Here is a 13,753-nt window from a genome sequence, read left to right as displayed (position 1 = left end):
GCTGCTAGCCCTTAATCGAGCCGATCATGACGCCTTGCGTGAAATATTTTTGAATAAAAGGATAGGCAATAAGGAGAGGCAGGCAAGAAGCAACAATTACGCCGTATTTCAATTGCTCGGCAATTCTCTGGCGGTCAGCCATAGACATTGGATCGAGCACCATTTGGTTGCTTACTTCATTTGAAATAAGCAGATTTCGCAAAATAACCTGCAGAGGAAATTTGTTGTCGCTGGTCAAATAAATGAGAGGTTCAAAGAAGGAATTCCAGTGTGCAATTCCGTAGAATAACGCCATAACCGCAATGATGACCTTCGACAACGGCAGCACCATGGAGAAAAAGAATCTGAAGTCCGTACATCCGTCTACCACTGCCGCCTCATGCATTTCATCCGGAATGGAGCTCTGAAAGAAGGTACGGGTAATAATGATATTCCACACCGAGGCCGCTGTAGGCAAAATCAATGCCCAAATGGAATCAAGCAGACCAAGCTTGGATATAAGAAGATAGCTCGGAATCAAACCTCCGCTGAAAAACATCGTGAAGACAAAAAGCATCATAATAGGAGTACGGCCCGCAAGATCTCTTCGCGAAAGGGCATACGCAGCCGGAATGGTAACTGCCAGATTGACCAGCGTTCCGCATATCGTATACAGAATCGAGTTGGCATAGCCGGTCCAAAGCGGTTTATAATCGAATATTTTGTTATACCCGTCAAAATAAAACTTTGAAGGGTAGAGCAGAATACCGCCTTTGTTAACAATATTGGGATCCGTAAACGAGGCGATCACGATAAAGTAGAGCGGATATAAAATACTGAGGGTAATAAACGCCATCAGGATGTAAATAAAGACAGTAAATAGACGATCATTAAATGTAAGCGCCTTCATAATTCTCCTCCTTCACCAAAGGCTGCTGCCCATCACCCGTTTGGACAAGCTGTTTGACAGAATCAGCAGTGTAAAGTTAATGAGTGAGTTAAACAGCCCGATTGCCGTAGCCATGCTGTACTGCGCGTTAAGCAAGCCAATCTTGTAGACATAGGTAGAGATAATCTCGGAAGCCGTCAGGTTCATCCCCTGCTGCATCAGAAAAGCCTTCTCCCAGCCTACCGACATAATGCTTCCGATCCCGAGAATGAACATGATGACAATCGTGGGCATAATCGACGGAATATCTATATGCCGGATGCGCTTCAGCTTGGATGCCCCATCCACGATCGCAACCTCATGAAGCTCCGGATTAACGGAGCTCAGAGCAGCCATATAAATAATGGCGCTGAAGCCCATCGTCTGCCATATGCCGGAGGTGATATAGACGGAGCGGAACCACTCCGCCCTCGCCATAAAATTCACCGCTTCTCCTCCAAAAAAGGTAATGAAATTATTGATAATACCCGAACTCGGAGCCAGAAAAACGTTAAGCATCGATACCAGAACCACCGTCGAAATAAAGTAAGGGGCATAAGTGACGGTCTGGACGAACCTCGTAGTCAGCCTGCTCCGAATCTGATTAAGCAAGAGCGCGAATAGAATCGGAATAGGAAAGCTGATTAATAACGAGAAAACACTGAGTTTCAGCGTGTTCGTCAATAGAGACTTGAATACATAAGACTCGAAAAATTCCTGGAAATGAATGAAGCCCGCCCATGGACTGCCTAGTATCCCGTCGATGGCATTAAAGTCCTTGAAGGCGATGAGGACACCGTACATCGGAACGTACTGGAACAGGATCAGGTATACCAGAGCCGGAAGCAACAGAACATAAAGCCTCCACCCTTTGGCTATCCTTCCCAGCCTAATCATCCTGCCCCCTCCCGTCGGATAAATCCTCTGTCCTTTCCATCCGGATTGAAGCGAACTCAGCCGTGCCAAATTGAGCAAAGAAAGAAAGATGTCCGCAAGGCATGTCAATCCGGGTAATAAGAGTCCGATTGCCGTTGACGCACAAATCGATCCAGCCGGGCTTAATGACGGCCTCAACCAAAACCGGTTGATCCAGACCGTCCACATCGTAAATGGAAGAAAGCTCATCTTCCTGCAAGGTCGAAGCATGAATGCGATGAACGCCTACTTTTCTCCGGGACGGCTCAAACCGGATGTCATAGCCGGATTGATAGGTGGAAGAGTCGGCTATGGAAAAACCGAAGTACATCGTTAAATCCTCCGGCTTCGCCTGGAAGGACAGCCGATAGGACGGCGATGGATGACCTGCAGCTTGATCCGCCCGGCCGGAGCCTCCCTCCAGGAGGTAGGTATCGGGAATATCCGTCGTTGAGGTTGCTTGCTCCAGCAGCTCTGGCACGAACCGGAATCCCAAGGCTCCGCCGGGATGCTGCACCAATTCTCTCAGGATCAGCTCTCCGCCGTATTTGCCAGGCGAGGAGAGGAAGCCTGCGGCAATTCTCCTGCCTCCCGGAAAAGCAGCCGTCTTTGGCACCCGCCACTGCGGACCGTCAAATACATCCATGGCCGGCCGCAGCCAAGGCCCATTCAGATCGCGGGCATACCGGTAACGAGCCGTTCCGTCGTTGCTGAAAATAAGATAATACCAGCCGTTCCACTCGAAGCAGTCCGAGCACTCAGGCTCGTCATGATACCCAGGTACGATGAAAGGCTCAAGCTCTGTCCAGTTCTCCAGATCATCCGACTCCAGATGCGCCAGACATCCTTTATGTTTGTTGCTATCAACCAAGCTTGTCGTAATCAGCATGTGATACTTGCCGTCTTCGCTCTGGAAGACATGCGGATCGCGCACCGACGGAAGCGTGTACCGGTCCGAAAGCCCGATGCTGATACCCGTCTTGGTGAAGCTGATTCCATCTTCGCTTACCGCATAGGTTAGTCGCGCAGGCGATCCGTCAACCGCCCTGACTGCATAAAAGGCATAATAGCTCCGCTCATCCTTGCGATACACAGAGCCCGTGCAGATTGACCCCTCCCATTCCTCCGTAATCGCGACAGCCATTGGATGCTGCTCCCAGCTCTTTAGATCCTTCGTTGAAAGCTGCGCCCATTGATGGGCACCCAGCCCCCACTTACTCGCATGTCCGCGCCGGTCGTACAAGTAATAGATCCGGTATTGCTCACCGTCGAAATACGGCATGCAATCGCCAACGCCCGTATTGAAGCCCTTTGGCTTCCAGTATTGGATAGACTCCGGTTCTCTCCCCAAATATCTTTCTTCCAGGTCAGGATCAGTCATGACAGATTCAGCAATGTCGTACCATATGCGGGTGCTTACCACATCCGGATGGACTTGGAGGTTCCCGTCCAGCATGATGGAACCCATTGGCCAATCCTCGTCAACAAGCACGCCATCCACATACAAACGGACAAAATGACCGCCGTATTGCCACAACAACGAATGCTTCCCGCGGCCAATCGCATCCCACGGAACGGATAATTGGATAGGTGCCGGCCTTGCGTCCGTATAACACTCAGCGGTGAGTGACAACGCTTCCAAATCTGTTCCGCCATTAGAATAAATCCGGATAGCTCCGGATCCCGCAGCAAGAAGATCACCCGTCTCCTCCCCGCTCAGCTCCAGTCCAACTGCCAGCGTCTTTACCGCGCCAGCGTTCAAGCATCCCGCTTCACCTTGCTTCAGCATTAGCACGCAAGGCAACTCCCATTGATTAAGCACGTTTCATCCCTCCAGTGTGTAGTACTTCCTACAATCCCATCATCGGAAACAGCGTCTTATTTCTCACATACAACTGCTTGTAAATCTCGTATTGCCTTGCATACACTTCCCGATTTCCCGCTTGCGGACGTATCGGCGCTTCTTGGATGCACACGATATCCGCGATGGCTTGCTCAATCGTCGCATAAATCCCTATACCTACACCGGCCGTTATTGCTGCGCCAAGACACGCCTGCTCCTTCATGGTGCTGGTATAAACATCGCAGTCCATCACGTCCGCCAGAATCTGCTTCCACAGCTGACTTTTGGCTCCGCCCCCGGAGATAATGATTTTATCCATCCGTACGCCCAGTGTTCTGAAGATTTCCAAACTGTCCAGCATTGAATAAGCAACGCCCTCAAGCACGGAGCGGACCATGTGCTCGTAGCCGTGATTCAGCCCTAATCCAAAAAACATCCCCTTGGCATGGGCATCCATATGCGGCGTGCGGTCACCCGCCAAATACGGCAAGAACAGCAAACCTTCGCTGCCTGCCGCAACCTGGGAGGCCTTGATGTCAAGCTGCTCGTAATCGGTACGACCCAGAATCCTTCCGGCCAGCCACTTCAGGGAAAGTCCCGCGCTCATTGAAGCTCCGAGCAGATACCATTTGCCTGGGGCTGCATGAACGTAAGTATGAGCGCGTAACAACGGATCGTACACCGGCGCATCGATTGGAGCAAATAGCTGCCCTCCCGTTCCGATTGTACAAGAGACGGTACCGGGAGCTAGGATTCCGTTGCCAATTGCCTGCATCGCTTGATCGGCTCCGCCGAATACAACGGGAGTTCCCTGCTTCAGCACGATTTCAGAAGCGGCTTTGCTGCTTACTTCACCGCCTATCTCCCAAGGCTCCCTTGCTTGCGGGAATAAGGCCGGATCAATCCCTGCCCTGTCCAATAGCTCTCCAGCCAATGCCTTGTCTGCCACATTGTAAGCCGAGGTACCGGATGCGTCCGTTGTGTCTGCGCCAATCTGGCCGGTTAGCCGGAACCGGATGTAATCCTTGGGCAGCATAACATGCGCAATCTCCCGGTAGTTATGGGGCTCATGACGTTTCAGCCACATAAGCGACAGTAGCTGAAAGCCTGCTGCAACCGGATTTTGAATAAGACGGCCAAGCTCCTCCCGGCTGAACATTTCCTCAAGCTCTTGCTTTTGTTCATTTGAACGCTGATCACACCAGATAATGGCTGGCCTTATCACTTCATCGTTGTGATCAAGAGCCACTAAACCGTGCATTTGCCCCGATAAACCAACGCCTGCAATACTGTCCGCTCCAATTCCCGCCTGACTAAGCGCTAGCGCAGTGGTCCGGCATACAAGCTCCCACCATAACTCGGGATCCTGTTCGGCATAACCCGCAGACGGAATGCTGATTTCATATTCGAGCTGTGAGAATCCAAGCACATTGCCCGCCGCATTCATAAGCAGAGATTTGACGCTTGAAGTTCCGATATCAATTCCCAGCAGTACGGTCATTCCTTCAAGCTCCTTCCGCTTATCTGTAAATATTTACTTATTGCATCATTACTATAAATCAATTAATTGATTTGATCAAGTAATAAAATAAAAAAATTTGCCTCTTTTTCAAAGGCAAATTTAGCGAAGCAAGGTGGAAGGTTGACTGAGCAAACTGTCTATGGCTATTGTTGCCGCACCAACCAGAATATCATCTTTTGCAAGCGATGCCTGCTCTACGATTAATCGGCTGGATACAACAGGAAGCGCATGGTTATCAATAACTTCTTTAATCGTATGGAGCACAAGATCGCCCGCGTCAGAGAGCTCGTCACCGATAATAATACGGTCCGGATTAAATGTATTGACGATATTAACAAGGCCAAAACCAAGAAACCATGCAGCTTGCGTTATTGCTTCCGTGGCCACCGGATCGCCGCTTTTCAAATCCTTCCATACGGATGGAAGCTCCGCATGTTCTTTGTTTAGTTTCTTGAGCAGAGCGGTTGTTGAGCAGTAAAGCTCCAGGCATCCCTTATGACCACACTCGCATTGCGGTCCGTTGTAATCGATGCTCATGTGCCCGATCTCGCCGGCCATGCCAAGCGCCCCCCGGTAAACCTTGCCGTCCATGACAATGCCGGCCCCCACTCCTTGGCCAGCCGCCACGTAGACCATAACGCCATGGTCCTGATGAGGATCGCTGAACCACCAATGCGCAAGCGCGCCAGCTTTGGCATCATGCTCGATATAGACAGGCAGGCCAAACTCGAGGTTCAGTTGTTCGTGAATGTTAATCTTCTCCCACCCGGGAAATTCGGTCATCAACGCAATTCTTCCTTCGCTGCGGAACAGGGGACCAGGCGTGGCAATGCCGATCGCTTTAACCGTGTCTTTGCAAGGCTCGATCATCTCGGCAATTAACCCCTTCATCTTGGAGAAGGCCGTCTCGGATCCCTCCAGGTTGCGGATGGAGATCTGCTTGCTTTCATATTCCTTGCCGCCAAGATCATAGAGAGCGACAGTGATGGATTTGCGCGCCAGCCGGATACCCACAACCTTGAATGGCTCGCAGTTTAACCGGATGCCAATCGATCTCCGGCCCTTCTTCCCTTCAATAACGCCGGTCTCGACGACGAGTCCCCAGCTGATTAATTCATTAATAATATTGGTAATCGTGGATTGATTCAGTCCGGATTCCTGCGTCAGCTCTGCACGCGTGCACACTTGCTGCCGCTTCCTCATTAATCGTATAAGCAGCGAGCGGTTCATTTCCAGAACGTCTTCTAAATTTTTCCCCTGTTTTGTTTTGGGTGTGTTCACTATATTCACTCTCGCTTAGAAATAGTTATTAAATCAAAGAATTCAGAATTTAATCTTACTATAAATTGTAAAGGAAAAACAGCGTGTTCGTTATGCGCAACGCAAAGCCATAACTCAAACAGGGTTCCCCCAATTGAACGATCAATAGGAGGAACCCTGCTTTGTATACTTCTATGCGTTTATAGCTTTTTTCACAAAAAGTCGTTCCCCGTCTGCCAGCTCTTCATAATGCTGCTTCCAGGGGGCTATCAAATATTCCATGCTGCCAAGCCCAAGAATGCCATCATCGGTCAAGCTGTCGTGAAACAGCCGGTGGACACGGTCTTGAAGCTCCGGATTGAAATAAATCATGACATTGCGGCAGAGTACGACATGGAACTCATTAAACGTGCTGTCCGTGGCTAGATTATGCTGTGCGAACATCATATGTTCGGCGAGGGAACGGTTGAAAATAGCATAGTCCCTGTCAGTCGAGTAATAGGCCGAGAACTCTTTCGTGCCGCCGGCTTGCATATAATTTCTCGTAAACGTCTGCATCCGTTTCAGCGGGAACTTCCCTGCCTTCGCCTGCTCTATCGCATGCTCGCTCATATCCGTCGCGTAAATTTTGGCTTTATCCAGAAGCCCTTCCTCCTGCAATAAAATCGCCATGGAGTAGACCTCCTCGCCCGTTGAGCAGCCCGCATGCCAGATCCGGATTTCCGGGAGCTTCCCGAGCAACGGTACGGCCCGCTCACGGAACGCTTTGAAAAAGCTCGGATCCCGGAACATCTCCGTTACCTTAATCGAGAAATCATTAACCAGCTTATTGACGTACCCCGGCTCATGCAGCACTTTCCCAAGCAGCTCGGTTACCGTAGCTGCGCCGTCCTGATACATCCGGTTTCGAATTCGCCGCCTCAGGGAGGAGCGCAAATAATGGCGGAAGTCATGACCGTAAGCCAAATAGATTCCTTCAATTAAGAGCTCGATCTCAATAGTTTCCCATTCCGTAACCGGGAGCTCGTCTACCGCGGCCTCCGGTGCATCTTGGAATTGCTGTCCATCCATTAATGGCCCACCTGCTTCGTCAGCCATACGCGCATAAGCGAGAACAGCTGATCCATTTGTAATGGCTTGCTGATATAGTCCGAAGCTCCCGCTTCGAGGCATTTGTCGCGATCAGACTTCATGGCTTTGGCGGTAAGCGCAATAATCGGCATCTCCTGAAGCTTAGACAGCTTGCGAATCTCCCGCATCGTCTCATATCCGTCCATTAACGGCATCATAATATCCATCAGCACCAGGTCGAAATCGGTGTTATCCTGTAAAATCTCCATGCAGCGACGCCCGTTGCCTGCTACCGTTACCTGCATTTTTTTATTCTCAAGCGCACGGACAAGGGCAAATACATTCCGCGCATCGTCCTCTACCAGCAGCACTTTCTTCCCGGCAAAATCCGATCCGCCGCTGTGTATGTCAGCAGGAAATGCTTCGTGCTCATCCTCGGCCTCTTCCGATACCGCGCTCTCCGCATGCTGCTCGGCAGCCGCGGCCGATTCCTGAATGGCCAGCTGGATAGAATCCAGTTTCTCTTGACTAAGCTCAGGCAGATAAATAGTAAAGCAGCTTCCCTCGCCAACCGTGCTGTCCAGACGGATATAGCCGCCAAGAAGCCTTACAAATTCGCTGCAGATGGACAATCCAAGGCCGGTGCCTCCATAGAGCCGGTTCGTCTTGCCGTCTACCTGCTGGAAGGCTTCAAAGATCAGCTTCTGCTTGTCTTTTGGAATGCCGATCCCCGTATCCGTCACCGAAATAGCCAGCATCTCGTCGCCTGCCGACTCGATCTGCAGATGAACCGATCCATTCTCCGTAAACTTGAACGCGTTCGACAGCAGATTTTTCAGAATTTGCTGCAGCCTTTGTCCGTCTGTATGCCAGACATCCGGCAGATCACCCGCCAGATCAATCGTAAAGGCAATCTCCCGCTTCTCCGCAATCGGGTTAAAGGTGAGCTTCATCAGCTCCGGAATCTCCGTTAAATTAACCTCGTCCACCGTAAGAACGACTTTGCCAGCTTCAATCTTCGACAGATCCAAAATATCGTCAATCAGCTTGAGCAGGTCCGTGCCCGAAGTATGGATAACATTAGCATATCCTTCTTCGTCATCGTTTAACGTGCGGTTCTCATTCTCCGCGAGCAGCTGTGACAAGATCAGAATGCTGTTGAGCGGCGTCCTGAGCTCATGAGACATATTCGCCAGGAAGTTGGTTTTGTACTGCGAGCTTTTCTTTAACTGCTCGGAATAGTCCTCCAGCTCTTCCTTTGCTTTCTCCAACTCCTTTGTCTTCTGCTCGGCAACCAGATACTGCTCTTCCAGATGCTCGGTCGTCATCCGCATTTCCTCTTGCTGCATCTGGAGTTCCTCTGTCAGCACCTGCGATTCGCTCAGCAGACGTTCAACTTCCATTCGCCCGGCCACATTATTAACCGCAATACCGAAGTCCTTCTCAATCTCCTCAAGCAGCTTCAGATGCTGAGACGTAAAGGACTGGATAGAAGCGAATTCGATAACGGCCTCCAGCCTGTCTTCATATGAGATTGGCACCATCAGAATGCTGTTTGGCTCCAGCTGGACAAGTCCCGTAGTAATAAGCGGTGCCTGCTCCTTCGGATGATTCAGGAGAAATACGCGTTTCTCAAGGGCGCATTGACCAACAAGTCCCTCACCCATGCGGAAGGATACCTTGCCGGCATCCTCTCCCGTTCCCGCATAAGAAGCGAGCTTCTCCAGACGCTGCTGCTCTCCAGTTCCCCTGCGGATGTAAAATACGCCGTAAGACGCGTTTACCATTGGCGCTACCTTGGTCAGGAACGTCCTTGCCAATATTTCCAGATCGTTAATCCCTTGGGTCATGGTCGCGACTTCCGCCACCTTCGCTTGCACCCAGCTTTGCGCCTCAAGACTGGAAAGCAGCTGATTCGTGGCATCAGCAAGCTCCTTGATCTCGTCTTTCGTATTGACGGCAATCCGAGTGCCCAAATCTCCCCCGGAAGAGGCAATCTCGGTAATTGTTCTCACAACCTGCTTAATGGTCTTCACGATGGAGCTCGATACAAAGGAAACGATCATTAAGGAAATAATCGTTGCGGCCAGCAGCAGGACATAAATGCCGACGGTCAGAATACGGTTTTTATTTTCCAGATCAACAATATGCAGTCTTGTCGACTGAACCTCCTGACTCCCGATGGACTCAAACTTCGTGCGAAGGCTGTCCATTTGCCGCTTGCCGATATCATTCTGGAAAAAGGCGATGATGTCCGCGCTTCTGTCTTCCTTCTTCATCGCAATAGTTGGTTCTGCCGCCTTGCTGATCCACTCCTGGATCATCAGCTTAATCTCCTCCAGCTCCTTCTGGGTGCTGGGGTTATCGGAAATATAATTATACAGGCTGTTATAATTGGACTCCCATTGGGCTTTGCCCTTATCATAGGGCTCCAGATAATTCGAGTCGCCTGTAATGATAAAGCCGCGTTGAGCGGTCTCCATGCTGATTGCGTCAAATTGTATGGATGCAATAAGGTTATGGACCTCAACATCCCGTGAAGTGATGGTCTCCACTTCATTTTGCAGAGCCTCAATGCGGTCCGTCACTGCCAGAATGGAAGCGCCCAGACAAACAAGAATGAGAAAATACCCGATCGCAATCTTGGTCTTGATATTAAATTTGATGGCTCGAAGCATAGGAATCTCCTTCTCTTTTAATCTCTTCTATTAGTATACCACTATCATCACCGTGAATCTGTTGTTTCACTTACTTTATTCTAGGGTAATTATAGAGAAAAGAGGATGTGATGTGAAATGGATCTGTTTATTCAAATCATTATTGCGGTAATTACGGTTGCTTTTGTCATCCTGATGTTCTTCCTCATTCAAACCATTAAAGCATTGACGGCTACCTTGGACGAGGTTCGTTCAACGGTAGGAGAACTAAGAACCGATGTCTCTCAAATTAGCGGCGATGTGAAAGAAATGATTCATCATACCAATGAAATGACGCTTGATGTCCGCACCAAGCTCCGCTCTCTGGACGTTGTATTTGCCACCGTTCACGATATCGGCCAGACGCTGCACAGCTTCACCGGCGCTATGAAGGAAACCGCGGTCAGCCTTGTAGACAACATGAAAAGCAAACATAAGGAGGTCCAGGACAGCGGAACCGTACGGCCGCGAAGCGGTCATATAACAAGCGCGATAACAGATGGCATTATATCCTCGGTACGTATTTGGAAAAAACTCAGACAACAGTAAGTTATAATAGACAAGCGGAGAGGGACGAGAACTAATGATGAAACCATGGATAAGCTTAACCATACCTGCTCAAGCAGATTATATTGATATTGTACGGCTGACCCTTTCAGGGTTAGCCGCAAAAGAAGGCTTTTCCTACGAAGAGATTGAAGATATGAAGGTAGCCGTTACGGAAGCATGCACGAATGTTGTTCTTCATGCCTACGATGGCGGAACTCATGGTATGATGGAGATTGTATTTGAAGTCCAGCAGGACTCCCTTCACATTCGGGTGAAAGATTCCGGCAGCAGCTTCCAGTATGAACCCCTTGCGATTGCCGGCGCTTCTTTGCATCATAAACCTTTAAGTGACGCCAATGTAGGAGGTCTCGGCCTATTTCTGATGCAGGCTTTGATGGATCAAGTGGAAATCCGCTCGGAAATGGGAACCGAGGTGATTCTAACCAAGCGACTTGGTAGGAAAGAGGAGATGGCATGAAATCACAATCATCCTGCCTGGATCAGCAGCAAATAACAAATCTTCTTCTTCAATACAAACTAGTAAGCTGCAATGATGCTGCAACAGCATTATTGCAGCATTTTGAACCGCTGGTCCGTATGGCCGTATCCAAAATATCGCGTAACCGACCGGATCTGTACGAGGATCTCTTCCAGGTCGGTCAAATGTCCATGCTTCGGCTGTTCAAGCAATATGACAGCGAAAAAGGCGTTCCGTTCGAAGGCTACGCGATGAAGAGCGTCATCGGTCAGCTTAAAAATTATTTGCGGGATAAGTCCTGGTATATACAGGTGCCTCGAAATATGAAGGAAAAAGGGCTGCTCGTCCAGAAGGCCATCGATGAGCTGACAACAAGGCTTGAGCGCTCGCCTAAGATGGATGAGATCGCGGATTATCTGGGATTATCGGTAGAGGAAACCATTGAGGTCTTGTCTTCGCGGGAGTCCTACCAGTATGTATCCCTGGATACTCCACTCTCTACCGAAGGCGACAGCGCCACCATTGGCGATGTTATCAGTGATCATACCGATAATTACCGCCATGTCGACGATCAGCTGGCCCTAAGCGATGCCATGTCGCAGCTGAAGGAAGAAGAGCGCAAGGTATTGGTGCTTGTCTACCAGCATGGCCAATCCCAACGGGAAATCGCCGATCAGCTCGGCGTATCCCAGATGAGCGTATCCCGCTTCCAGAAGCGTGCTCTCGATAAGCTTAAGCAGCTCCTTCACCCGCCGCAAAGCGAAGAAGGCTGAACTGAAAACAAGGGGGTGTCCCATAAGTCATTAAATTGACAATGGGACACCCCCTTGTTTTATCTGGGCTAAACAGCAAACTGCACATTTAAATGTTCTTCCGATCGCCATTGCTCAGGGATTCCTCTGAATCAACGAGGTAAGGTGGTTGGAATCCCTTCACAAAAACGAACGCTGACGCTTCTCCAGAATCATTTAAATGCTCCGTCTGTCCTTACCCTGTTCATGAAATGCTCAAACAATCTCGTACGCGTCATCACCCCAAGATGCTCATGAAAGTTATCATCTATGCCTACACGCAGCGCATTTACTCTTCTCGCCAAATCGCTAAAGCGGTTCGCGAAAATATCATGTTTATGTGGCTTGCCGCTAGGCAGCGCCCAGATTTCCGCACCATTAACCGTTTCCGCTCGGAACGGATGAAAGACGTGTTGGAGACTGTCTTTACCTCCGTGCTTCAGCTTCTCATCGATGAAAACTACGTCAAGCTCGACCATTACTTCGTGGATGGAACAAAGATCGAAGCGAATGCCAATCGCTACACCTTTGTCTGGGGCAAGGCTGTCGTCAAACAGAAGGTAAAGTTGCAAGAGAAAGTACAGACCTTGTTCGCTGCCATTGAAGAGGCAGAGAAGCAGGAAGATCAAGCTTTGAATAACCTGGACCTCCCGGAGTTCGGAGAGGCTTCCGCCATCACAAGTGAAAAGCTTGAGCAGGCTGTTCAGCAGTTAGAAAACAAGCTGCAGGGAAAACCGAAGGACAAACTATTAAAGAAAGCGGTTCGCCTTGTTCGGAGAGATCTTCTGCCTCGCCTGCAAAAATATGAAGGGCAGCAAGAAACACTCCGAAGCCGCAATAGCTTTAGCAAAACCGACACCGATGCCACATTTATGCGCATGAAGGAAGACCACATGCTCAATGGTCAGCTGAAGCCTGGATATAACGTGCAGATTGGAACAGAGGATCAATTCATCCTCGCTTATAGTATCCACCAACGTCCAACGGATACGCGTTGTCTCCAACCACACCTGGACAAAGTGAAAGCTTCCTTCGGACAATTGCCGGGAACGATCATTGCAGACGCAGGTTATGGGAGTGAAGAAAACGATGCTTATCTGGAGTCTGAAGAACAACGGGCGCTCGTGAAATACAATACCTACCACAAAGAAAACACCAAAGCGTGGAAACAAGATATTTGCAAGTTCGAGAACTGGTTGTATGACGAAAATGAGGATGCTTGGACATATGCAGCAGGTCAGAAACTCCTGTTCCGTCATGAGAGCAGAAGTAACACAGAGAGCCGGATATGAAATCACTACTCGCGTGTATCGCAGTCTCTCTTGCGAGGGCTGTCCGCTGAAGGATAGGTGTACAAGAGCGCAAGGAGATCGAGAAATAAAGGTCAGTATGGAATATCTTCGCCTCAAACAACAAGCTCGGGAGCAATTAAAGAGCGAAGACGGACATGCCTTGTCGGTTCGACGCATGCACGAACCGGAGAGTGTGTTTGGCCAAATCAAGAATAACCGTGGATTTCGCAGATTCCTGCTTCGAGGCTTGCCGAAAGTTAGCCTCGAGGTCGGGTGGCTTTCGCTTGCAAGCAGTAAAGGACCAAAATCATAAAAATAGCGTTGCAGAGCCCTCCGCAACGCTATTTTTATGAAATTCACTTCTTTAATTTACTGATGCGAGCCGTTTCTCTAGCGAGCGCCCCCCTTTTGAGACGGCCCCTTTCTTAT

General features: G+C 49.6%; 10 protein-coding genes and 1 pseudogene. 4 read left to right on the top strand and 7 right to left on the bottom strand.

Annotation, left to right across the window (positions count from 1 at the left end):
• Positions 1-4 precede the first annotated feature (4 nt).
• The 7 genes from M3194_RS06095 to M3194_RS06065 all read right to left on the bottom strand — a co-directional run bounded on the left by M3194_RS06095 (position 5) and on the right by M3194_RS06065 (position 10,196).
• Positions 5-889, bottom strand: coding sequence for a carbohydrate ABC transporter permease (locus M3194_RS06095; RefSeq protein WP_251652482.1), 885 nt, complete (start codon positions 887-889; stop codon positions 5-7).
• 12 nt (positions 890-901) lie between these two features.
• Positions 902-1,804 (bottom strand): ABC transporter permease, encoded by a 903-nt coding sequence (locus M3194_RS06090; RefSeq protein ID WP_251652480.1) that lies wholly within the window; start codon positions 1,802-1,804, stop codon positions 902-904.
• A complete protein-coding gene (locus tag M3194_RS06085) occupies positions 1,797-3,644 on the bottom strand; it encodes a glycoside hydrolase family protein (RefSeq protein WP_251652477.1) in 1,848 nt (615 codons plus the stop codon). The genes M3194_RS06090 and M3194_RS06085 overlap by 8 nt, the downstream gene beginning before the upstream one ends.
• 28 nt (positions 3,645-3,672) lie before the next feature.
• Positions 3,673-5,166 carry a xylulokinase gene (gene xylB, locus M3194_RS06080; RefSeq protein WP_251652476.1) on the bottom strand — a complete coding sequence of 498 codons (1,494 nt, stop codon included), beginning with the start codon at positions 5,164-5,166 and terminating at the stop codon, positions 3,673-3,675.
• A gap of 120 nt (positions 5,167-5,286) precedes the next feature.
• Positions 5,287-6,468, bottom strand: coding sequence for an ROK family protein (locus tag M3194_RS06075; protein WP_251652474.1), 1,182 nt, complete (start codon positions 6,466-6,468; stop codon positions 5,287-5,289).
• Positions 6,469-6,639: 171 nt separating this feature from the next.
• The gene (locus tag M3194_RS06070; RefSeq protein WP_251652472.1) at positions 6,640-7,518 is read right to left on the bottom strand and encodes a CheR family methyltransferase; all 879 of its coding nucleotides are present in this window, start codon (positions 7,516-7,518) and stop codon (positions 6,640-6,642) included.
• On the bottom strand, positions 7,518-10,196 hold the full coding sequence (locus M3194_RS06065; protein ID WP_251652470.1) for an ATP-binding protein: 2,679 nt from the start codon (positions 10,194-10,196) through the stop codon (positions 7,518-7,520). The genes M3194_RS06070 and M3194_RS06065 overlap by 1 nt, the downstream gene beginning before the upstream one ends.
• Positions 10,197-10,313: 117 nt before the next feature.
• On the opposite strand from M3194_RS06065, the gene M3194_RS06060 reads away from it, so the two are divergent.
• The 4 genes and pseudogenes from M3194_RS06060 to M3194_RS06045 all read left to right on the top strand — a co-directional run.
• Positions 10,314-10,763: a DUF948 domain-containing protein gene (locus tag M3194_RS06060; protein ID WP_251652468.1), complete on the top strand. Its 450-nt coding sequence runs from the start codon at positions 10,314-10,316 to the stop codon at positions 10,761-10,763.
• Between the two features lie 37 nt (positions 10,764-10,800).
• Positions 10,801-11,241, top strand: coding sequence for an anti-sigma B factor RsbW (gene rsbW / locus M3194_RS06055; protein WP_251653186.1), 441 nt, complete (start codon positions 10,801-10,803; stop codon positions 11,239-11,241).
• The gene (locus M3194_RS06050; RefSeq protein WP_251652466.1) at positions 11,238-12,014 is read left to right on the top strand and encodes a sigma-70 family RNA polymerase sigma factor; all 777 of its coding nucleotides are present in this window, start codon (positions 11,238-11,240) and stop codon (positions 12,012-12,014) included. Before rsbW ends, M3194_RS06050 begins: the two co-directional genes overlap by 4 nt.
• Positions 12,015-12,259: 245 nt before the next feature.
• Positions 12,260-13,637, top strand: a pseudogene (locus tag M3194_RS06045) (IS1182 family transposase); the annotation flags it as partial.
• Positions 13,638-13,753 lie beyond the last annotated feature (116 nt).

This window comes from Paenibacillus glycanilyticus, from assembly GCF_023715145.1.
Classification (GTDB): Bacteria; Bacillota; Bacilli; order Paenibacillales; family Paenibacillaceae; genus Pristimantibacillus; species Pristimantibacillus glycanilyticus_A.
This window is presented reverse-complemented; position numbering and strand designations above follow the sequence as displayed.

What these genes read in the sequence shown, in the direction of transcription:
- rsbW (WP_251653186.1), top strand. Translation starts at nt 10,801, where the DNA reads ATGAAACCATGGATAAGCTTAACCATACCTGCTCAAGCAGATTATATT.
- M3194_RS06090 (WP_251652480.1), bottom strand. Translation starts at nt 1,804, where the DNA reads ATGATTAGGCTGGGAAGGATAGCCAAAGGGTGGAGGCTTTATGTTCTG.
- M3194_RS06095 (WP_251652482.1), bottom strand. Translation starts at nt 889, where the DNA reads ATGAAGGCGCTTACATTTAATGATCGTCTATTTACTGTCTTTATTTAC.
- M3194_RS06060 (WP_251652468.1), top strand. Translation starts at nt 10,314, where the DNA reads ATGGATCTGTTTATTCAAATCATTATTGCGGTAATTACGGTTGCTTTT.
- M3194_RS06050 (WP_251652466.1), top strand. Translation starts at nt 11,238, where the DNA reads ATGAAATCACAATCATCCTGCCTGGATCAGCAGCAAATAACAAATCTT.
- M3194_RS06070 (WP_251652472.1), bottom strand. Translation starts at nt 7,518, where the DNA reads ATGGATGGACAGCAATTCCAAGATGCACCGGAGGCCGCGGTAGACGAG.
- M3194_RS06065 (WP_251652470.1), bottom strand. Translation starts at nt 10,196, where the DNA reads ATGCTTCGAGCCATCAAATTTAATATCAAGACCAAGATTGCGATCGGG.
- xylB (WP_251652476.1), bottom strand. Translation starts at nt 5,166, where the DNA reads ATGACCGTACTGCTGGGAATTGATATCGGAACTTCAAGCGTCAAATCT.